At 60.7% G+C, this 21,111-nt stretch carries 16 protein-coding genes, 1 tRNA gene and 1 pseudogene; 8 read left to right on the top strand and 10 right to left on the bottom strand.

Translation table 11 applies throughout. The features are described from left to right. Positions 1 to 10: 10 nt before the first annotated feature. From AKL29_RS07470 to AKL29_RS07460, 3 genes are all read right to left on the bottom strand, one after another. The gene (locus AKL29_RS07470) at positions 11 to 418 is read right to left on the bottom strand and encodes a hypothetical protein (protein ID WP_028333159.1); all 408 of its coding nucleotides are present in this window, start codon (positions 416 to 418) and stop codon (positions 11 to 13) included. A gap of 449 nt (positions 419 to 867) precedes the next feature. Then, positions 868 to 1,764, bottom strand: a complete 897-nt coding sequence (gene rpoH, locus AKL29_RS07465; protein ID WP_024581019.1) for an RNA polymerase sigma factor RpoH — start codon at positions 1,762 to 1,764, stop codon at positions 868 to 870. A gap of 216 nt (positions 1,765 to 1,980) precedes the next feature. Beyond that, the gene (locus AKL29_RS07460) at positions 1,981 to 3,000 is read right to left on the bottom strand and encodes an RluA family pseudouridine synthase (protein WP_244481817.1); all 1,020 of its coding nucleotides are present in this window, start codon (positions 2,998 to 3,000) and stop codon (positions 1,981 to 1,983) included. Between the two features lie 21 nt (positions 3,001 to 3,021). Here AKL29_RS07460 and AKL29_RS07455 point away from each other — a divergent pair, with 21 nt between their 5' ends. The 3 genes from AKL29_RS07455 to AKL29_RS07445 all read left to right on the top strand — a co-directional run bounded on the left by AKL29_RS07455 (position 3,022) and on the right by AKL29_RS07445 (position 5,984). Next, positions 3,022 to 3,357 (top strand): hypothetical protein, encoded by a 336-nt coding sequence (locus tag AKL29_RS07455; RefSeq protein WP_018269854.1) that lies wholly within the window; start codon positions 3,022 to 3,024, stop codon positions 3,355 to 3,357. A 126-nt stretch (positions 3,358 to 3,483) separates the two neighbouring features. Beyond that, on the top strand, positions 3,484 to 4,131 hold the full coding sequence (locus AKL29_RS07450; RefSeq protein WP_050383655.1) for a QcrA and Rieske domain-containing protein: 648 nt from the start codon (positions 3,484 to 3,486) through the stop codon (positions 4,129 to 4,131). Positions 4,132 to 4,253: 122 nt separating this feature from the next. Beyond that, a complete protein-coding gene (locus AKL29_RS07445; protein ID WP_028333163.1) occupies positions 4,254 to 5,984 on the top strand; it encodes a methanol/ethanol family PQQ-dependent dehydrogenase in 1,731 nt (576 codons plus the stop codon). 174 nt (positions 5,985 to 6,158) lie between these two features. On the opposite strand, the gene AKL29_RS07440 is transcribed toward AKL29_RS07445, so the two are convergent. The 3 genes from AKL29_RS07440 to AKL29_RS07430 all read right to left on the bottom strand — a co-directional run bounded on the left by AKL29_RS07440 (position 6,159) and on the right by AKL29_RS07430 (position 9,262). After that, a complete protein-coding gene (locus AKL29_RS07440) occupies positions 6,159 to 6,431 on the bottom strand; it encodes a hypothetical protein (protein WP_028333164.1) in 273 nt (90 codons plus the stop codon). Between the two features lie 61 nt (positions 6,432 to 6,492). Further along, positions 6,493 to 8,808 (bottom strand): xanthine dehydrogenase family protein molybdopterin-binding subunit, encoded by a 2,316-nt coding sequence (locus AKL29_RS07435; protein WP_050383654.1) that lies wholly within the window; start codon positions 8,806 to 8,808, stop codon positions 6,493 to 6,495. A gap of 1 nt (position 8,809) precedes the next feature. Then, on the bottom strand, positions 8,810 to 9,262 hold the full coding sequence (locus tag AKL29_RS07430) for a (2Fe-2S)-binding protein (protein ID WP_028333166.1): 453 nt from the start codon (positions 9,260 to 9,262) through the stop codon (positions 8,810 to 8,812). Positions 9,263 to 9,827: 565 nt separating this feature from the next. Between AKL29_RS07430 and AKL29_RS07425 the strand changes: the two genes are divergently transcribed. Next, positions 9,828 to 9,902 (top strand) — tRNA-Glu (locus tag AKL29_RS07425). A 189-nt stretch (positions 9,903 to 10,091) separates the two neighbouring features. Here the strand turns inward: AKL29_RS07425 and AKL29_RS44510 are convergent. Next, positions 10,092 to 10,544: pseudogene (locus tag AKL29_RS44510) on the bottom strand (tyrosine-type recombinase/integrase); the annotation flags it as partial. Between the two features lie 9 nt (positions 10,545 to 10,553). Between AKL29_RS44510 and AKL29_RS44505 the strand changes: the two are divergent. Then, the gene (locus tag AKL29_RS44505; protein ID WP_050383652.1) at positions 10,554 to 10,955 is read left to right on the top strand and encodes a hypothetical protein; all 402 of its coding nucleotides are present in this window, start codon (positions 10,554 to 10,556) and stop codon (positions 10,953 to 10,955) included. A gap of 1,227 nt (positions 10,956 to 12,182) precedes the next feature. Here the strand turns inward: AKL29_RS44505 and AKL29_RS07405 are convergent. Both AKL29_RS07405 and AKL29_RS42710 read right to left on the bottom strand, forming a co-directional pair. Then, entirely contained in the window at positions 12,183 to 12,482 is a 300-nt protein-coding gene (locus AKL29_RS07405; protein ID WP_050383650.1) for a hypothetical protein, read from the bottom strand. A gap of 284 nt (positions 12,483 to 12,766) precedes the next feature. Further along, complete coding sequence (locus AKL29_RS42710) at positions 12,767 to 12,946, bottom strand: hypothetical protein (RefSeq protein WP_050383649.1); 180 nt, start codon at positions 12,944 to 12,946, stop codon at positions 12,767 to 12,769. Positions 12,947 to 13,677: 731 nt separating this feature from the next. Here AKL29_RS42710 and AKL29_RS07395 point away from each other — a divergent pair. The 3 genes from AKL29_RS07395 to AKL29_RS07385 all read left to right on the top strand — a co-directional run bounded on the left by AKL29_RS07395 (position 13,678) and on the right by AKL29_RS07385 (position 20,138). Continuing rightward, complete coding sequence (locus AKL29_RS07395; protein ID WP_050383662.1) at positions 13,678 to 16,782, top strand: multidrug efflux RND transporter permease subunit; 3,105 nt, start codon at positions 13,678 to 13,680, stop codon at positions 16,780 to 16,782. A gap of 696 nt (positions 16,783 to 17,478) precedes the next feature. Continuing rightward, positions 17,479 to 18,369: a sulfite exporter TauE/SafE family protein gene (locus AKL29_RS07390; protein ID WP_050383648.1), complete on the top strand. Its 891-nt coding sequence runs from the start codon at positions 17,479 to 17,481 to the stop codon at positions 18,367 to 18,369. A gap of 626 nt (positions 18,370 to 18,995) precedes the next feature. Further along, positions 18,996 to 20,138: an MFS transporter gene (locus AKL29_RS07385; RefSeq protein WP_082190496.1), complete on the top strand. Its 1,143-nt coding sequence runs from the start codon at positions 18,996 to 18,998 to the stop codon at positions 20,136 to 20,138. 348 nt (positions 20,139 to 20,486) lie between these two features. On the opposite strand, the gene AKL29_RS07380 is transcribed toward AKL29_RS07385, so the two are convergent. Further along, a partial coding sequence (locus AKL29_RS07380; protein WP_152977466.1) for a GDP-L-fucose synthase family protein occupies positions 20,487 to 21,111 on the bottom strand: 625 nt, incomplete at its 5' end.

Below are 21,111 nucleotides of genomic sequence, written 5' to 3'. Positions count from 1 at the left end.
AAAAAAGAGCCTAGGCCTTCAGGTCCGTGATCCGCATGATCGCGACCACATTCCCATCGTTGTACGCCTGCTCTTTTGTTTCCTTGTTACAGGTCCAGACAAAATTCTTCTTGCCGGTAAAGGTCTTTCCCTCCTGTTCAAGCCGAAGCTCCCCTTCAGTGATATGGCAGATCATGGCATTCATCATCGGGGGGCCCATGGTCTTCGATCCCGGCTGCATAATGACATCGCGCATTGAGACCGTCTTAAATCCTGGGATCAGGGATGGTGTCTCGCCTTCATATTCACGCACCACGACACCTGGCCAAGGTGCCGTATCCTTGTAGCCCGTGGCTTGAGCCGCGGCGGGCTTGATCATGGCAGTCGAAACCGCTGCCAATGCGATTCCCAGTGCGGACCTTCGATCGACCTTCCTCATCGCTTTTCTCCCGACGTTACCGAACGAGCGGCCGCAAATGCAGCGCGCAAGGTTCGTGGTGAACGGTGGTGCGAAACCGAAAAAAGAACGGCCTCTAAGAGAGCGTGCCTGCCGATAGCACCAGTGCTGCTCGTTTGCCCGGACGGTGATTTCGGCACGTCCCGCTTCAAGGGCCGTGACATTCTACGCCACCTGACGCATCCGGGGAACAGGTGGCGTTGCACGAAGACACTGCAGCCTGTCGGGAAGGTCCGAAACTGGCCCGTTAGCCGACATGACCGAGTGCGCCTCGCGTGTCCGCACCCGAGGGCTGATGCGGACATTCGTCGGCAGGCGGATTGATGGCGACACGCCCCGGATCGAGGTGCGTGCCGAGGACCACTTTGCAAACAACAAAAAAGCCGGCGTTGCCGCCGGCTTTCGTGTCTGTTGGCTTTATCGCTGCGCGATCAGTGCGCGGCTTCGAGCGCGGCTTCCTGCCGGGCGATCGTGCCCTTGACGGCCGACTGCACCTTCTCGAACGCGCGGACCTCGATCTGCCGCACGCGCTCGCGCGACACGCCGAACTCGGCGGCGAGATCTTCCAGCGTCATCGGCTCATCCGCCAGACGCCGCGCCTCGAAGATGCGGCGTTCGCGCGGGTTGAGCACGCCGATCGCACCGTTCAGGGCCTGGCGGCGATGATCGAACTCCTCGCTCTCGGCCATCAGGGCTTCGGCGTTGGGCGAGTTGTCGACCAGCCAGTCCTGCCATTCGCCGGCTTCGCCGTCGTCGCGGATCGGGGCGTTGAGCGACGCGTCACCGCCGAGGCGGCGGTTCATGTCGATCACGTCCTGGTCGGTCACGCCGAGGCGCTTGGCAATCAGCTTGACCTGGTCGGGGTGGAGATCACCCTCTTCCAGGGCGGAGATCTTGCTCTTCGCCTTGCGCAGGTTGAAGAAGAGCTTCTTCTGGTTCGCGGTGGTGCCCATCTTCACGAGCGACCAGGAACGCAGAATGTACTCTTGTATTGACGCCTTGATCCACCACATGGCGTAAGTGGCGAGACGGAAGCCCTTCTCGGGCTCGAATCGCTTCACCGCCTGCATCAGGCCGACATTGCCTTCCGAGACGACCTCGGAGATTGGCAAGCCGTAGCCGCGATAGCCCATGGCGATCTTGGCCACGAGCCTGAGATGGCTGGTGACGAGCTTATGCGCCGCGTCGCGATCGTCATGCTCGCGCCAACGCTTGGCGAGCATGTACTCCTGCTGGGGTTCCAGCATCGGGAACTTGCGGATCTCGGCGAGGTATCGAGAGAGGCCGGATTCTCCATTGAGGACCGGCAACGTAGCTGTACGGGCCATTTGAGCGCCCTCCAGTGGTTCAGGCCCCCGATAGCGGCGGGCCCGGCAGGTGGCCGCTGGGTTAAAGCCGGCCATGCTGCGATGTTCCGCGCTGGATATTCAGCGCAGGTGCAACATACACCAAACTGTCCGTGATAGGGAAGGATTGCTGACGTCACGTCCCCGTGTGGCAGGTATAACCTGTTGTCATAACGCGGCTTTTCCGGAAGGGGTGCGTCATACCGCCGCTTCCAGCGCCCGTTGCAGGAGAAGCAAGTCCTCCGGCAAGGGCGCTTCCCAGTGCAAAAATTCCCCGGTCCGGGGGTGCTCCAATGCCAGCAGATAGGCGTGGAGGGCCTGCCGGCCGAGGGCGGTGAGTGTGTCCTTACCTTCCGCGCCGAGCTGCCCGGCCTTGGTCTTGAAGTGGGCGCCGTAAACGCTGTCGCCGAGCAGCGGATGGCCGAGATGGGCAAGGTGCACGCGGATCTGATGGGTCCGCCCGGTCTCGAGCCGGCACGCCAAGAGCGAGGCGACCGGCTTGCCGTCGCGGCCGGCAAAGCTCGAGAGCACCTCGAAATGGGTGATCGCCTCGCGGCCGCCCTGGCGCACCGCCATCTTCTCGCGGGCGTGCGGGTGGCGATCGATCGGCGCGTCGATCGTGCCGTGGGGCCGGTTCGGCACGCCCCAGACGAACGCCATGTAGCCGCGCTCCATGGGGCCGGTGCGGCCATGGTCGGCGAACTGCGCGGTCAGCGACTGATGGGCCTGGTCGTTCTTTGCGACCACCATCAGTCCGGTGGTGTCCTTGTCGAGGCGGTGCACGATGCCCGGCCGCTTGACCCCGCCGATGCCCGACAGGCTCGAGCCGCAATGCGCGATCAGCGCGTTGACCAGCGTTCCGCTGGCGTGGCCGGCGGCGGGATGCACGACGAGGCCCCTCGGCTTGTCGATGACGATGATGTCGTCGTCCTCGAACACGATATCGAGCGCGATATCCTCGCCCTGCGGCTCGGCGGGCGCGGCCTCCGGCACGTCGATTATGATCGTATCGCCCTTGGCGACATGATAAGCGGGGTCGCAGACGACGGCGTCCTTGACGGTCACGGAACCGGCGAGGATCAGCGCCTTCAGCCGGGACCGCGACAGTTCGGGACTGCGCTGCGCGAGCACGCGGTCGAGCCGGGCCGAGCCCTCGTCGCCGGCGACGACGACCTCCAGCTTCCGACCGCCATTCGAAGAGACTTGTTGCGAAGACACTTGCAAAGATAGAGCCTTGTGATGACCGACACCGCTGTGACCGAACCGACCCCCGACCAGGCCGCGCTGATCGCGCGGGTGCGGCGCATGATGCTGATCGCGGGCCTGACCTCGGCACTGGCCGTGGCCGTCGTATTGATTGCCATCGGCTACCGCCTTTATCGCAGCGAGGGAAGCCCCGTTTCCGTTTCCGACGTCACTGCTGCGCTGCCGAAAGGCGCGCGCATCGTCGCCACCGGTGTCGCCGGCGAGCGCTTGATCCTCACGCTTGATGTGGGCGGTGCAACAGAGATCCGCACATTTGATGCAAAGACGCTGAAACCTGTCGGCAGGCTGAGCTTCGTCAACGAGCCCTGATCGCAGCGCTCGCGAAGCCGCGCCATCGATCAACCAAAAGCTGCAGCGCATTTTTTGCGCATGCGTTCGCGCATCGAGAAGGTGTGCCGCCATCTTTTCGGCCGAGTTGCACGTTCAGCTTGCGCCATGTCGCGATCCAACCCCAGCGCTTCCATCGAACAGTCTGGTGAGTCCGATGTATCGGGCTCGTGCGCCGACCCGACGCGCCGCGCGGTGTTGACCGCGCTCGCGAGCTGCGCCTGTCTCGCCGCGATCGAGCCTGCGGCCGCCGACGATGACGAACAACCCGGCGCCAATGAGCGGCCGCAAAAAGCCGATCGGCTCGTGCGCGCCGAGGGCGACAAGGCCGGCCAGGTCATCAAGTCGGAAGATCTGACCTTGGGCGGCCCGCCCATTCGCGCCTGGCCGCAGGACCCGAACACCTCGGTCGTCCGCAAGGGCTCGCGGCTGAACGAGGTCGTGCTGGTCAAGCTCGATCCGAACGAACTCGACGATGCGACGCGCGCCCGCGCCCCTGACGGCATCGTCTGCTACTCGGTCATCTGCACGCATGCCGGATGTCCGATCACCGCCTGGTTGAAGGAAGAGCAGGGCGACAAGAACGTCCTGAAATGCCTCTGTCACAACTCCGAATACGATCCGCGGCAGAATGCGCAGGTCGTGTTCGGGCCGGCGCCACGTCGCCTCGCGGCATTGCCGCTGACGGTTGCCGACGGCGCGATCACGGTCGCAGCGCCATTCGTCGGAAAGGTGGGTGCTCAGCAAGGAGGATGAGGCCACATCGGGATTTCTGCACGACCTAAAGCATGATCCGGAAAAGTGCGATGCGGTTTTCCGAAAAGATCATGCTCAAAATAAAATTGAAAAATCAAAACAGAGCAGGGAGGTAGCATCTCATGACAAGCAAGCAGTGGTTATTGTCGAGTTGTGTCGCATTCACGTGCCTCATTTCGACCTATGCCGTCGCGGGGCCGATCGAAAACTACAGTTCGGTGACCTCAGCGCGTCTCGAAAATCCCGAACCCGGCAACTGGATGCTGTATCGCCGGACCTATGACGGACAGGGGTACAGTCCGCTCAACCAGATCAACACCTCCAACGTCAAGAACCTCAAGCCGGTCTGGACCTTCTCGACCGGCGTCATCGAGGGCCATGAGGCGCCGCCGATCGTCAACAATGGCGTGATGTTCGCCGCGACCCCGATGGGGCAGGTGATCGCGCTCAACGCCAAGACCGGCGAGGAGTATTGGCGCTACAAGCGGCAGCTTCCCGACGATCTGTTCCAGCTGCATCCGACCAGCCGTGGCGTCGGCCTGTGGCAGGACAAGGTCTACTTCGCCACCACCGACGACCATGTCGTCGCGCTCGACGCCAAGACCGGCAAGGTGGTCTGGGACACCAAGGTCCAGGACTACAAGAAGGGTCAGTACCTGACGCTGATGCCGCTGGTGGTCGACGGCAAGGTGATCGTCGGCGGCTCCGGCGGCGAGTTCGGCGTGCGCGGCTATGTCGTCGCCTACGATGCCGAGAGCGGCAAGGAGCTCTGGCGCACCTTCACCATCCCCGGCGAAGGCGAGCCCGGGCACGAGACCTGGAGCGGCGACGATTGGAAGTCGGGCGGCGGATCGGCCTGGATGACCGGCACCTACGACAAGGACAACAAGACGATCCTCTGGGGCGTCGGCAACGCTGCGCCGTGGCCGGGCTCGGCTCACGCCGGCGACAACCTTTACACCAGCTCGGTGATCGGTCTCGATCCCGAGACCGGCAAGATCAAGAAGCACTTCCAGTATCACCAGAACGATTCCTGGGACTGGGACGAGGTCGACGCGCCGATGCTGGTCGACCTGCAGCGTGACGGACGGTCGTTCAAGAGCCTGATCCACCCGGGACGCGACGCGATCTTCTGGATACTCGAGAACAAGCCCGACAAGATCAACTACGTGTCCGGCTGGCCGTTCGTGAAGACCAATGTCTGGAAGGGCATCGAGGCCGAGACCGGCCGGCCGATCGTCGATCCCGAGCACAAGCCGGTGATCGGCAAGCGGGTCGAGTTCTGCCCGTCGCTGTGGGGCGGCAAGGATTGGCCGTCGGCGGCGTACAGCCAGAGCACCAAGCTCGTCTACGTTCCCGCCAACGAGAACTTCTGCGGCGGCTTCACCGGCGAGAAGCAGCCGCTGGTACCCGGCCAGCTCTGGCTCGGCACCAAGCCGGAGGACATCGGACTGACGCCGGCGCCGAACGCCGATCATTTCGGCGAGTTGCAGGCGTGGGATCCGGCCACCGGCAAGAAGGTCTGGCAGCACGACTTCAAGACCTCGCAGCTGTTCGGCTCGGTGACGGCGACCGCGGGCGACCTGGTTCTCGCCGGCGGCACCAACGACCGGATGTTCCGCATCTTCAACGCCAAGACCGGCGAGCTGTTGTGGGAGCAGAAGACCAACTCCGGCATCATGGCGATGCCGATGTCCTATGAGGTCGACGGAACGCAATACATCGCGGTCCAGTCGGGTTGGGGCGTCGACGCGCAACGCATCCAGGATGCTCTGGCCGGCAAGGTCAAGGGCTTCGAGAACAACGTCCCGCAAGGCGGCGTGATCTGGGTGTTCGCGCTCGACAAGAAGTAAGCCACGTGATCCGAGCTTCGGTCCTGATTGAAGGACCGAAGCTCCGGCTCTCATGACGCGTTTTCTGCAAGCGAAACGGTGTTCGTTCGTTCGAAAACGCTTCTTACCAATAGGGGGCGATGCGATCGGGAAGCGGCGGATGGGGAGACCGCCGCTTCCCGGTCCGCGCTTGCGCTATTTGCCCTTGGTGTCGACCTTCCGCTTCTCGTCGTCGTTCATCTGCTTGATCGTGGGATCGCGGCTGGCCTCGCCGGTGGTCTGGCCGGTGGTCGCTGGCGGGCCGCTGCTTGGAACCGAGTTCTGGTCGGGCAGCACCCGCGCCGGACGCGTCGCCGTTGCGTTTGGCGGCGAGGCGGTTTGTGCGAGTGCAGCCTGTGTCGCAAAAAGAAAGACGCCCGCGGACAAGGCTGCCGCGAGCGTCCCGAATGTCTGAGGCGGGGTTCTCATCGATCTGCTTCCTCTAAAGCGCGATCGATGAGAACGGCCCGTCTCGTCTAACGTTCCAGCGTCAGGTCTCCAGCTGCTTGCCGATCGGAAGGGCGCGGATGCGCTTTCCGGTCGCGGCAAAGATCGCGTTGATCAGTGCCGGCGCGAACGGCGGCACGCCGGGCTCGCCGACGCCGCTCGGCGGGGTGTCGGCGCCGGGCGGCACGATGTGGACGTTGGTGATCGCAGGCGACTCGTCCATCCGGATCACCGGGAAGTCGTCGAAATTGCCCTGCTGCACCTTGCCATCCTTGAAGCTGATCTCGCCGTATTTGGCGAGGCTCAGTCCCATGATCGCAGCGCCCTCGATCTGCGAGTGGATCCGTTCCGGATTGACATAGGTGCCGCAATCGATCGCGGTGTCGACCCGCGGCACCGAGAACTTGCCCTTGTCGTCGACCGCCACCTCGACGATGGTCGCGATGTAGCTGACGAACGAGCGGTGCACCGCGATGCCAAGGCCGTGGCCCTTCGGCACCTTGCGGCCCCACTCGCCCTTTTCGGCGACCAGCTCGACCACCTTGCGCAAGCGCGCGGTGTCGATCGGGTAGCTGTCATAGGGCTCGCCGTAGTTCCAGGGATCCTTCACCGAGGACAGGTTGACGATCCGCGGGCTTCCGATCAGCTCCAGCAGCATCTCCTTCTGGTCGCGGCCCGTCGCATGCGCGATTTCCCCGACCATGGATTGCACCGCAAAGGCGCGCGGGATGTTCGAGACCGAGCGGAACCAGCCGATCCGTGTGAACGCGGCCGCTTCCGGATTCTCGCACTGCAGGTTGGCGATCTCGAACGGGTTGTCGATCAGGCCCATGCCGAGTTCGAACGGCGCTTCGTGATTGGCACCGGCGGCGAAGGTCGAGGCGATGGTCGGCGCCACGCTGCGGTGCCGCCATGCAATCACCTTGCCGCTCTTGTCGAGACCGGCCTCGATCCGTTCCACCGAGACGGTGTGCAGGAAGTCGTGATGCACGTCGTCCTCACGCGTCCACTGCACCTTGACCGGCGCGCCGAGCTCCTTCGACAGCAATGCCGCCTCGAGCGCGAAGTCGCATTTCGACTTGCGGCCGAAGCCGCCGCCGAGCAGCGTCACGTTGACGGTGACATTGTCCTCGGGGATGCCGAGCGTCTTGGCGACATCCTCGCGGGTGCCGCCGGGGCTCTGCACCGGCGCCCAGATCGTGGCCTTGTCGCCCTTGACGTCGGCCACCGCGACCGGCGGCTCCATGCTGACATGGGCGAGATGCGGCAGATAGTATTCGCCCGTTATCACCTTGTCGGCGCTCTTCAAGGCCGCATCGACATCGCCTTCCTTGCGCACCACGAGGCCGGGCTTGCGCGCGGCTTCCTCGAGCGAGGCACGATAGGTGACGGAGTCGTATTTGGCGTTGGCGCCGTCGTCCCAGACGATCTTCAGCGCGTCGCGGCCCTTGATTGCGGCGCCGGTGTTGCGCGCGATCACGGCCACGCCGCCGAGCGGCTGGAACTTGGACGGCCACGGCCAGCCCTTCACCTCCATCACCTTCTCGACGCCCGGCACCTTCTTGGCCGCGTTGTCGTCGAACGACTTGAGCTTGCCGCCGGTGACCGGCGGACGGGCGATCACGGCGTATTTCAGGCCGGGCAGGCGGACATCGGCGCCGTAATGCGCCTTGCCGGTGGTGATGTCGTGCAGGTCGACGATCGAGACCTGGCCCTTGCCGAGATAGCGGAAGTCCTTGGGGTCCTTCAGCTTGAGGCCCTCGACGCTCGGCACCGACTCCTTCGCGGCGTCCGCAGCGAGTTCGCCGAAGCCGGCCTTGCGACCGCTCGCGCTATGCACCACCTCGTGGTTCTGCGCCTTCACCTCGGTGACCGGCACGCCCCATTTCTTGGCGGCGGCGGCTTCCAGCATCGAGCGCGCCGAGGCGCCGATCTGGCGCATCGGAATCAGATAGTGCCGCGTGCTGCGCGAGCCGTCGGTGTCCTGGTTGCCGAACTTGACCTCGTCGCCATGCGCCTGCTGGACATGGACGCGCGTCCAGTCGGCCTCCATCTCCTCGGCGACGATCAAGGGCAGGCTGGTGCGCACGCCAGTGCCCATCTCGGAGCGGTGCGCCAGGATGGTGACGATGCCGTCGGGGGCAATCGCGACGAACACGCGCGGGTCGACCACGACGCCGTGCGGCATCTTGCCGGCACCGGTCTCATAGGCGAACGCCTGGCGCGTCATCACGGGGGCGGCGAGCACGAAAGAGCCGGCGATGCCGAGCCCCTTGAGGATGCTGCGGCGCGAAACGTTCTCGACCTTCACGTGCTTCTCGAAGCCGCGAAGCTTGCTGGGGTTGGTGCGGATATTCATGTCACACCCCCGTCGATGCGAGATGGACGGCATTCTCGATCCGCTGGTAGCAGCCGCAGCGGCAGATATTGCCCGCCATGGCTTCGCGGATCTGGTCGTGGCTTGGCTTCGGGTTCTGATCCAGCAGCGCCGCGGCCTGCATGATCTGGCCGGCCTGGCAGTAGCCGCACTGCGGCACGTTGACCTGGCGCCAGGCCTTCTGCACCGGATGGTCGCCGGTCGGATGCAGCCCCTCGATGGTGGTGACCTCGCGGCCGACGACGTCGGAGACCGAGGTGATGCAGGCGCGGACCGCCTCCTTGTCGACGATCACGGTGCAGGCGCCGCACAGCGCCTGGCCGCAGCCGAACTTGGTACCCGTGAGGCCTGCTTCGTCACGGAGATACCAGAGCAGCGAAAGATCCGGGTCGCCGTCCCAATTCTGTTCCTGGCCGTTGATTTTTAGTTTGATCATGGTCTGTCCTCGCTCTGCTTAAGCTATTGACCTGTGCGGCGCGAGGTGCGGAACGTCTTCCATGGCCTGCGACCGCGCTGATGTTTGTTGTGCCAAGATATTCGTGAGCCAAATCTGCCGTGCGCCAAGGCCGTCAAGCGCTTGCGCTTTGTTCCAAGCACTCCTCTCGCTTGTCCGGCGCCGTGCGGGGCGCAGCATGGTGAAGGGCTGCGATGTTAGCAGAGACGGACGCCGGGTGACTTCACAGCCAGGTGTTTTGCATTGCCATTTGGCGAAAGCAGGGCCGTGCACGACGACGACATGACATCTCAGGGTGGCCATCATGCAATCGCGAGGGCGGTGCCACTGTAGCGTGCAGGTGCGACGCGCTCGGGCAAGGCACGCGCGGCATTGCGCCCGGCACCGTCTTCCCCGGTGCGCAATTGCGCGGCGATGAACCCGGAATCCAGAGGTATGGCGCCGGATGCCCCCGGGGTTCGTAAAGCATGGCTGACAAAATCCCCGCCGCAATGCACAAGGCATCTTGCGGCCGCCGGATTTCGAGGCTATTGCCTTCCCTCTCAACGCTCCCTTCGTCTAGCGGTTAGGACGCGGCCCTCTCAAGGCTGAAACAGGGGTTCGATTCCCCTAGGGAGCGCCAGCCTCGCACCTTTCGACTTGATTTCCCTTTGGTTTTCGGCGTTTTCCCCAAACCTGCGGAAGTGGTTTGGGGAATCCTGTTCGCGTTGTGTCCTTCAAGCTTGATGACCGCGTCTTCAGCGAGGGCCGCCTGATCAGCCTCCTCCGTGTAGCGCTCAGCTTCAGCTAGCGTCGTGTGTCCGAGGACAGACATGATCATCTTCGCCGTTGCGCCGGCTTCGGCGAGCAAACGTCCGGCGGCTTTGCGTAGACCGTGCGGCTTGCAATCGAGAGGCAGTCCGGCCTTCGAGATAGCGTCGCGCATCCATCCACTGAAACCATCAACCGTGAAGGACTTGCCATAAGCAGTCGTAATGATCACGACGCGTTGCATGTCATATGCGTCGAGCGCCTCGACGGTGTCTCGATGCAACGGGATGAGAAGCTCGCGCCCGGTCTTCTGTTGCTTTATCCTGATCTTGCGTTCTGGCGTGATGTGCGTCTGCGCCATCCTGACTACGTCGGAGCGACGCTGACCCAGATTGAGGAACAGGTGAAACGCAGTGCGCTGCTTGGTGCCGAGCGGCCAGCATTTTTTGAATTGCTCAATTTCGTCGTCGGTCCAGGACCGAATTTTCTTGATCTTAGGCCGCTTGATACCCAATGACGGATCATGCTTCAGCCATCCGATATTGATCGCGTGACGGATCAGTATCCGAAGCTTCTTCAGTGTATCGAGTGCCGCACCTGGGCGATTCGCATAGGGTTGAAGAATGCCAGTGATGATTCGCTCGCGCGAGAGCCCGGCGATTGTGCGATGACCGTGTTCGACCCGGAGCGTCTCAAGACGGCCAATGTAGCCCGTCTTGCTCGTGTCACGGAGGCCAATGTATTCGGCGCTCTTCATGTAGGAAGCAATAAGCGCCGCGATAGTGCCAGGCGCAGCCGGCACAAACCGATCTCGGACCGGTACAAATTGGCCGAGCAACGCGGCTTGGTACGCCACCATAAATTCTTCGCTCGTGGGATCATTCGGCAAACGAGAGCGAGGTCCTTTGCCACGGCGAAACGATAGATACGTATGGCCTTTGACATGATTACGCTCGACGTGAGGCGGCAGCTTGCGGGGCATCGACATCATTCCACGTGTCGTCTACGCGGGTATTATTGCCATCGGAAGGCAGTTGATCAATGGCGATGTCAAGTTGACGGACATCCCAAGCCCGACGCCGCTCCCCGAGCAATCGTGCTCGGGGCATTTGGCCGTTCTTCACCATCTCATCAAACGTGTTGGGGGACACGCAGACGTAAGCGGCGGCGGCTTCGCGACTGATGAGCCGTGGTGCAAGTGATGGCGGTAGCGCTGTTTGCCGTGGCATCGCGATGCCCTGTGCCAGGCGATCCATTCCGCCGATCTGTAAATCGCAACATGAAGGTGCTTGGCTCGTCCAAGCAAGGGCGCGCGGTCCCATTCGGAAGCTCATGCGTGCAATGGCGCACAAATCGGACGGTACCACGGGACAATGCGTGTTCAGCTTCAAAATTCTCGTCGATGAATGTCGGGCCTTTGCGAAGGAACAGAGGAGGCTGTCCCGCGAGCAGGTCGGTCAGGCGGGCATGGGTCGCAAGAGCTGAAGTGACGATCAGGAACTGGCTGGCACGATTGGCGGACAGTTGGTCCGCGCTGTGCGTGCTGGCAAGTTTTCGCGGATCCTCGCCGAGACCCCAAGAGTTCCACTATGCCGCCAAAGCACCCCAACTGGCTAAACATGGTTGAGATCGAGATGGGCGTTCTCGCCGCAAATGCCTCGATCGGCGCATCGACAGTTTTCCCCGCCTCGTTGCCAGACCACCGGACGGCGCAATGCTGACCACGCCAGCGTCAAATGGTCGTTACAACCCAAAAGGCTCGCGCAAAAAAGCGCGCACCTATCCACGGCCCTCGGCCAAATCAGGTCGATTTCAACGAATCAAAACCTCTGTGTCGAGGTACTAGTCAGCTTCTCGAAAGCCAACCTTCCTAGAATTCGAAATTGATCTGGATGCCGATGCCGCCTTTGACTGAACTGGTCACGAACCCAGGGCAACCCGCTGGGCGGATCGGCGACTGGCTTTGCCACTCTTAAGAGCAAGGAGAGCATTATGGATTCCAATCGGATAAACGGTGCCGGCTCGCCAGGTTGCCAAACGGGGTACGTCTGTAGACAGGAGGATCATAATCTATTTGGGCGGGCTGTGAATGAAGCCAGGTCACTGTCTGCCGTGCCTGTACCGGCATCTGGCGAGGAAGCAAGCCGTTAGTCTACGGCAATCCTCGCGTGGCCAACTGCGCCGGGGTCGTTACCGCCATCGAGGTGACCAGCGGCCCTGGCCCTGACGGTTTGATAATGAGGTACGAAGCTCGCCGCCAATTCGGATGCTTTGCGGCTTCCGTGCCGCTGCCGACGAAGACGCCCTGCACGATGCTCGGCACATAGGTCGAGATGATGAAGACAACGACGGAGATGCCGCCGATCGGCGCATCGACAATTTCCTCCCGTGGTTCGTCGCCGAGACCGCCCCTGGGAGAAACGATCGCGCCCCGCGTCAAATGGATGTTCATAACCGAAAGCCTCGCGCCAAAATGGCGTGCTCCTATCCAAGGCTCTCAGCCAAATCAGGCCTATTTCAACGAACTAAACCCTCTGTGTCGAGTTACTATAACCTATCTTAAAATTGGTGGACCAAGATCAGCAGGCAAGCGAGTTGAACGAAAGAGGCCGAGGAGGTTCTGCGGATAGAACTCGCAGCCAACCAGAAAGCGGCGCCTCCAATGCATGCCGGCGAAGAAGCATTCGACGAGCCAGCGCCGAGAATAGCGAAGACCGAGAAACGGCCGAGCTGCTCTTAAACAACAATGAGAAACTTGCCGCGGTCCAAAGAGACCAGGCGGAGCACTTGCACAAACAGCGAGAACTCGAAGACGCCCGTAGAGAGATGGATCTCACGGTTGAGAAGAACGTACTGAAACAGCTTGCCGGCGCAATGACGAAAGCCAAGCAGAAAGCCAAGCAGAAAGCCGAGCATGAGCTGATCTCAAAGCGAGGTCCTGGACCTTGAGCTGGAAAAGTGTTCAATGCAAGGTTTCCGAACGACGTTTTGAGCCGGCAGCAAGGGGCGAACCGGGGAGCCGACGTTGGTTCAGCGTACTAACGATGCGATCGGGATGACTGCGGTGGGTGCTGGGAATCAAAACGGATCGAGAGCGTTCTGTCTGGCAACGTCACCAGTCTCGCGCGGCTGCGGCCAGCGTTCCGTTGCGACAAACCTTGGTTTAGGGTTTGCAGCCTATTCTATATTGCCCGCTTACCTTCGTAGAGTTGAGCGGCCGTCAGGTTGCTTGTACTTTCGATGTTGAAGCTGGATCATTCGATCGACGTGTCGGTGCGAAGCTTTAGGCTGAATTGATACCTTGCTCGAAGTCGTTGCGTTTCATTCAGGCGTGAGGACGAAACATCTTGGGTCGGACCTCTGGTCGATTGCGCGGCAAAAAAGGACATGGGTCTCAATCCTAAGAAGGTGCTCCCCGATCCGAGATCGCGATCAGCGATCCGAATGGCAGGGCCGACTTTCATCCAGGCAACGAAGATGGTGAAGCGAAGGAGCGGGCTGTCTCTGCTTTGGAATGTGTGAGCCGTTAGGCAGTCGTTTCCGCTTATCTCATGCTGCAGGCCTTAGCCGTAGTCGTCGCATTGATGGCCGTGGCCGTACGCGACTTGCTAGCGAATTTGCGTCACCCTCTTTGAATGCGAGTCGAAATGGCGTTTACCGAGCTTTTCATCAAACGTCCGGTTTTGTCTGTCGTAGTTAGTCTCCTGATCCTGCTGATCGGCCTTCGCGCGGCTGCCGTTCTGCCGATCCGGCAGTATCCCAAGCTATCTAATACGGTCGTCAATATAACGACCTCCTATCCTGGCGCCTCCGCCGACATGATTCAGGGATTCATCACGACTCCCCTGGAGCAGACAGTCGCTTCCGCAGAGGGCGTCGACTACGTCACTTCCTCATCGGTGCTCGGTACCTCAACGATTCAAGTTTACATCAAGCTCAATTTCGATCCCAACGAGGCGCTCACCGAGGTGCTCTCTAAGGTCAACTCAGTCAAATATTTGATCCCCAAAGAATCGAACGATCCGGTTGTCACTAAGTCAACCGGGCAGGCCACCGCTGTCATGTATATCGCCTTCTCCAGCGAGGAGCTGACGGCCAGCGCGATCTCCGATTATCTCTCGCGCGTCGTGCAACCGGTTATGTCTACTGTAGACGGCGTCGCGGCGGCAGACATCTTGGGCGGCCAGAGTTTTGCGATGCGGCTATGGCTCGACGCCGCGAAAATGGCGGGGCACGGCGTTTCGCCCGCTGATGTTTCGGCTGCAATCGCCGCCAACAACTTCCAGGCCGCGGCCGGCCAGACCAAGGGCTATTTCACTATCTCCGACGTCACGGCGAACACCGACTTGCGCAGTGTCGATGACTTCAAGCGTATGGTCGTCAAGTCCAATGACGGCGGCTTTGTGCGCATGGAGGATATTGCGACAATCGAGCTCGCCGCGCAGACCACAGATGTCAGCGTGTCCATGAACGGCGAGCACGCGGTCTTCATCGGCGTGCAGGCGAGCCCACAAGGCAATCCGCTAAACATAGTACGAGGTGTTCGGGCTCTGTTTCCAGAAATGGAACGTAACCTGCCGCCATCACTGAAGATGAAAGTGGCCTACGATTCTACCAAATTCATTCAATCGTCGATTGATGAAGTGGAGAAGACGCTAATTGAGGCCATTGTGATCGTGGTGGTGGTGATCTTCCTATTCCTGGCATCGCTGCGGTCAGTCATCATTCCTGTCGTCACCATTCCGTTGTCGCTCGTTGGCGTCTGCAGCATGATGCTGGCGCTGGGATTTTCATTCAATCTCCTGACCCTCCTTGCGATGGTGCTCGCAATCGGTCTCGTGGTCGACGATGCGATCGTCGTGGTGGAGAACATTCACCGCCATCTAGAGGAAGGTGCGCCGCCCCTACAGGCTGCTACGAGGGGCGCTCGCGAGATCGTCGGTCCGGTTGTCTCCATGACGATTACATTGGCCGCTGTGTACGCCCCAATCGGCTTTCTCGGCGGCCTCACCGGGGCGCTGTTTCGCGAATTTGCGTTTACGCTGGCGGGGGCGGTGATCGTGTCGGGCGTGATCGCTTTGACGCTTTCGCCGATGATGTGCTCGATCCTGCTGAAGAGTGCTGAAGAGGGGCGGTTTGCCAGATCTGTGAACCGCGTGTTCGGCGCCATGACCCGCTGGTACGGGCGCAAACTCGACCGCTCACTCGATTATCGACCGATTACCGGGCTGTTTGCGCTGACCATGCTGGGCCTTGTCGGCTTTCTCTATTTGCACACGTCCAAGGAACTAGCACCCGAGGAGGATCAAGGGATTGTATTCGCACTGACCAAGGCGCCGAAATACGCCAATATCGACTACCTCGACTATTACGGCGCCAAGCTCGAAAAGGCGTTCAAGAAGTTTTCCGAGACTGATTTGAGCTTCGTGCTCAACGGTATTAGCGGCTCGCGGGGTGGCATGGCCGGCATGTTGCTCAAGCCATGGGACGAGCGCGGGCGATCATCGATCGCGCTAAAGTCCTTGGTCCAAGCCGAGCTGTCCAAAATCGAAGGCATTAACGCATTTGCTTTTAGCTTGCCGCCGCTTCCAGGTGGTTCGGATGGCTTGCCAGTGCAGATGGTGATCAATTCGACGCTAGGCTTCCAATCCGTCTATGAGCAGATGTCGAAGCTGAAGGATGCTGCGCGCAAGAGCGGCCTGTTCATGGTCAGCGACTCTGACCTTGAGTTTAACCAGCCGGTGGTGCGGATCAAGGTCGATCGATCCAAGGCTAACGAGCTTGGCGTCACCATGCAGAACATCGGTAACGCGCTCGCCACTCTGCTTGGCGGAAACTACGTCAATCGCTTCAATCTGCAGGGTCGCTCCTACCAGGTGATCCCGCAGGTGCCACGGGAGCAACGCCTGGCGCCGGAAGCGATCGGGAATTATTATGTGAAGACTGCGACTGGCTCGATGCTCCCGTTGTCTACCGTAGTCTCCATCGAAACTGCGACCGATCCGAACGCGCTCACCCACTACAACCAGCTCAACTGCGCGACCTTTCAAGCCGTGCCGATGCCCGGGGTCACGATCGGTCAGGCCGTGGACTTCCTGGAAGCGGAGGCAAAGAAGCTGCCCGCAGGCTTCAGCCACGACTTCCTTGCCGACGCCCGGCAATATCTGCACGAGGGTAACCAACTGGCCATCACCTTCGCATTTGCCCTGATCGTCATATTCTTGGTGCTTGCGGCGCAGTTCGAAAGTCTGCGCGATCCCCTCATTATTATGATCAGTGTGCCGATGGCCATCGTCGGCGCCTTGATACCCCTATTCTTTGGCTGGACGACGATGAACATCTACACTCAAGTTGGACTGCTGACGCTGGTCGGTTTGATTTCCAAGCACGGGATCCTGATGGTTGAGTTCGCCAATGAGCTCCAGCTCAAGGAGAGACTCGACCGTCGCGCGGCGATAGAAATGGCGGCGCGCGTCCGACTTCGTCCAATCTTGATGACGACGGCCGCGATGGTCACGGGCCTGGTACCCCTATTGACCGCAACGGGAGCTGGTGCGGCGAGCCGCTTCTCAATCGGGCTCGTGATCGTCGCTGGCATGTCTGTTGGCACGCTATTCACGCTCTTCGTGCTGCCGGCAGTCTACGTCGCGATCGCGTCCGATCATCGTGTCGACACGAGTTCCGGCCACGAGAAGAACGCCACCGAACTCGACTTCACCGTCGCCGCTGATGCCCAGCTGGCCAAACAATGACACAAAAACCGATCTGGGTTGGCTCGATTGCTGCTCTCGATAAGGGCATTGCCTGCCGACCGCGGTAATTTGATAGGCCCAAAATTCGTGACGAACCGAAGGATGATCTTGGTTGCTGAGCTCGTCGATCCATCGTTCGCCCGCGAAGGACTACGCCGCCAAGAAATACGACCTTTCATGACGCCGGTGTGGTGAGCGACGGAGTCTGGGATGGCTTCACGCTCCCTTGCACATCGAGCTCTTCATGCCTGTGCTGCCGAGCTTGGCATGCATTAGGTGCTCGGCGAAAAACATGTCAGCGATCCGTTGCTGCTCGGCCAGGGCGAATTGCCGGACGGTGACGGCCGCGGAACGCCCAAATTCGTACGGGGGCGAGAGAATTTATACTCCCCTGATGATAAAGAGGCGTTGCCATTATTCTGGCGCCTCTTGAAGTAGAATTATTTACTCCCCGTGGCCGCCGTATTGGCTGTGTGATCGCAGTCAGGTAGTGGGAAGTACGGCATGACTTCTCAACTGAAGCCGATAATAGGAGCAGATGTTGAACCGGTGCACTTGACCACATCCACTGCCACTATGAAGGCGGCATGAGCTGTCAAACGACTGGTCAGAATCCGCCTCAATCCAGATTGACCAATGTTCGGGTCTGATTCCCTGACGCATGGCGCGACGCCCTCCTAAGTGCGAAAGTTACGAATGCCTGAGTTTGATGCAGCTATGTTGTTTTTGGCCGCCACAACGTGTTTTGCGGCCTTTGTAAATGGAGCCATCGGATATGGGTTTTCGTCGCTCACTGTACCCCTTGCGCTGGTTTTCTACACCAATCGCATTCTCAACCCCGCGATTGTTATTGTCGAGGTCTTCGTCAACGTTTGCGTCCTCTTCATCAATCTGAAGGGCGTGCCGGCGGTTTGGAGACGAGTGTTTCCCATTTTGCTTGGGCTCTTGCCGGGCATTGCGCTCGGCGGCTATGCGTTGGCCTCGCTGCAGCCGGGCTGGATCAAATTCGCCACCTACACGATCATGCTGCCCCTTATCCTGCTGCAAGCCGCGGGTTGGCGCCGCCCTATCGAAGCAAGCTGGCTGATCGGTCTGCCATTTGGGTGGATGCTGGGAATTCTTTATTCGGTGACGACCATCTCCGGTCCGCCTTTGGCGATGTTGTTTAACAATCAGGGCCTGGTCAAAAGCGAATTTCGCGCCGGTCTAGCCCTGGTTCGCGTGGTTGAATCGAGCGTGACCGCCTTCGTCTATTACAAGCTAGGCCTGTTTATCTCCGAAAGCGGCAGCCTTCTCTATGCGTTTATACCCAGTGTTGTGCTCGGTATCCCGCTGGGATCTTACGCCATCCGCCGGCTTGATCCGGAGATATTCCGACGCATCTGCATGAGCTTTGATGCTTGGATCGTCGGCTTCGGCCTCTCACGGGTGCTGATCGACCTCGATCTAGTGCGGAGCTCTTGGGCTTATAGCGTGATGTCGGCGACGATACTGATCGATCTTTGTCTGCTATACTCGTTCTTTACCACGCACAGTCCGGCCTGGTCAGAGCGACGGTCTCGGCGCGCTGCGGATATTAGCGCCTGAACGATGTCGGTGAGCACCTCAGTATCGAACGCGCGCGCGTCCTGGACCTAACCAGCCCGATAGAAAAGGTAATCGATGACTGCGCGCGATGCTGATGTGGGCCCGTCGGCGTCAACGATAATGACACGGAGCATCTTGCTGATGGCCTCACGACAACTAAGGCTCCGGTGGAATCACAGTTCTGAAACCGTCGGATCAGTGCCGTTGCTTTCGGTGTGAACTTCCCGGATTGGCATCGCATGCTGTCGAGGAACTTACGGCCGTGTTCGCGCTAGCTGTAGCCTTCTCCTCGAAGTACACGCAATTCTGGGTACCGTCAGCTTTGTACGTTTTGCAACAAAGCCAGCTTTAGCTGTTGCGCCTCTGACTGTCGGAGACGAGCAAAAATAGCGTCCCCCGCAAGGCTAGCCCGAGAGAGATAGGCCGAAACACGCATCCGGGGTGCTTCACGATCACTCCTCTTTGCTCGCCTGTTTTGAGGCAGCCCGAACTTTTTGCGGTGGCATCGCATTTGCAGGGATGAAAATGTCAACGTGAGGCCATCATCGCGGAGCTGCGGGCCGCTTGCAGGCGACGCACAGGATGAGGGGCGCCGTGCTCACGAGCCCGTTCTCTCAGGAGTGCCTGTGATACCATCTGCCAGTTGGGCTGCCGGCCTGCTTGGGACGCGGCTTGCGTTTTTTGTCGCCGGATTTGGCCTGGCGGCGTGGGCGCCTTTGGTGCCGCTCGCCAAGGAGCGGCTCGCGGTAGACGACCGCATGCTTGGGCTTTTGCTGCTCTGTCTCGGCGCGGGATCCGTTCTCGCTATGCTTTTGACCAGCGTGTCGAACGCGCGGTACGGTAGCAAGCCCATCATCCTCGTGGGTGGACTCGGCCTGGCGCTTATCCTGCCGTGGCTGGCTATCGCGAAAACACCTCTTGCACTCGGTGCCACGCTGTTTGCTTTCGGAGTTTCACTCGGTTCGATCGATGTCGCCATGAACATTTATGCGCTCGAATTGGAGCGCGGCGCCGGCCGCCCACTGATGTCCGGTTTCCATGCCCATTACAGCATCGGAGAGTTCACCGGCTCTGCCGCCGTGACCTCGTTCCTCTCGCTTCAGCTTGGTCCGCTTTTTTCGACGTTGGTCTGTTCGGCGTTAATGATGACCGCGATTGTGTTGGCTTGGCCGCGGTTGACGGCGACGACTGTGACGCAGCAAGGGCCATTGTTTGTCTTGCCCCATCGCAGTGTATTGCTGATTGCTGCGCTCGCGGCGATCACTTTTCTCGTTGAAGGTGCAATGCTTGATTGGAGCGCTTTACTTCTTGTTGGGCAAGATCTTCTCGCGGAGGCACATGGAGGTCTTGGTTGTATGCTCTTCGCCGTCGCGATGACCGCAGGACGTTTCGGCGGAGATGCCGTGGTGGAGCGAATCGGCGACCGTGCCACGTTGATGCTCGGAACTCTACCGATCATGACAGGCTTCTTGGCTGTGGTCGCCGCGCCGGTTGCGGTGGTTGCCATGGCGGGGTTCCTGCTTATTGGATTGGGTATTTCAAATGTTGTACCTGTACTGTGTCGCCGCGCCGGCAAACAGAAAGTGATGCCGGTAGGCGTTGCGATCGCGGTCATCACGACAGCCGGGTACGCCGGTATACTGATGGGGCCCGCCAGCATCGGGCTCGTCGCACATATGACTGGCCTGCCTTTTGCGTTCGGGATGTTAGGCGCGCTCATGTGCATCGTCATGCTGTCGGCGCGGATGGTGATGGCCGACCCTCGATAGGCCGCTGATCGTGAGGAAAAGGACACCGGCATGTTCCGGGCTAATGATCGGTCGGGCGGCGTTCGAGATTGGGATCGATCAGGTTCAACTGGGTAGCAGTAGAGCAGCACATCTCGAGCATGACATTTCTGTTTCCTGCGAGATGGTTGGCTGAGCCGTAACCAGAATATGTGGGGTCACTCGGGTGATCGGACGTCCAACCGAGCGCTCTTGTTGACGAAGAGCGTTGGGCGACGCGTGGCAAGGTTAATCATTGCGCGAGGACGGGGCCAGCTAGGCTGGGACATTTGCTGCCCCGCGGATCCTCGGATGGGTCTGCTTGCGCCCGCTTGTCGGGGACAAGCAGTTTCACTCTGGCGCAGTCCATTTGCTGTCGGCGAGAAATGCCCGGTACGCTAGCTGAATCCCGTCCTCCAGCGTGGTCTGGGCGCGCCAGCCGAGCCTGGCCAGACGGCTGACGTCGAGCAGCTTGCGCGGCGTGCCGTCCGGACGCGAGGTGTCGAAGCCGATCTCGCCGCGAAAACCGACCGCCGCCGCGACCATGAGCGCGAACTCGGCGATGGTGATGTCCTCGCCGGTGCCGATATTGACCAGTTCGGGCGAGGAATAGGTCTTCATCAGATAGACGCAGGCGTCGGCGAGATCGTCGACGTAGAGGAATTCGCGGCGCGGCGTGCCGGTGCCCCACACCGCGACGTTGCCCGCGCCCGAAACCTTGGCCTCGTGGAAGCGGCGGATCAGCGCGGCGACGACGTGGCTGTATTCGGGGTGATAATTGTCGCCGGGGCCGTAGAGATTGGTCGGCATCACGCTGATGAAATCGGCGCCGTACTGGCTGCGATAGGCCTCGGCCATCTTGATGCCGGCGATCTTGGCGATGGCATAGGGCTCGTTGGTCGGCTCGAGCGGGCCGGTCAACATCGAATCCTCGCGCAGCGGTTGTGGCGCCAGGCGCGGATAGATGCAGGACGAG

This window comes from Bradyrhizobium pachyrhizi (assembly GCF_001189245.1).
GTDB lineage: Bacteria > Pseudomonadota > Alphaproteobacteria > Rhizobiales > Xanthobacteraceae > Bradyrhizobium > Bradyrhizobium pachyrhizi.
The sequence above is the reverse complement of the archived record's forward strand: the minus strand, read 5'-3'. Positions and strand labels throughout refer to the sequence as shown.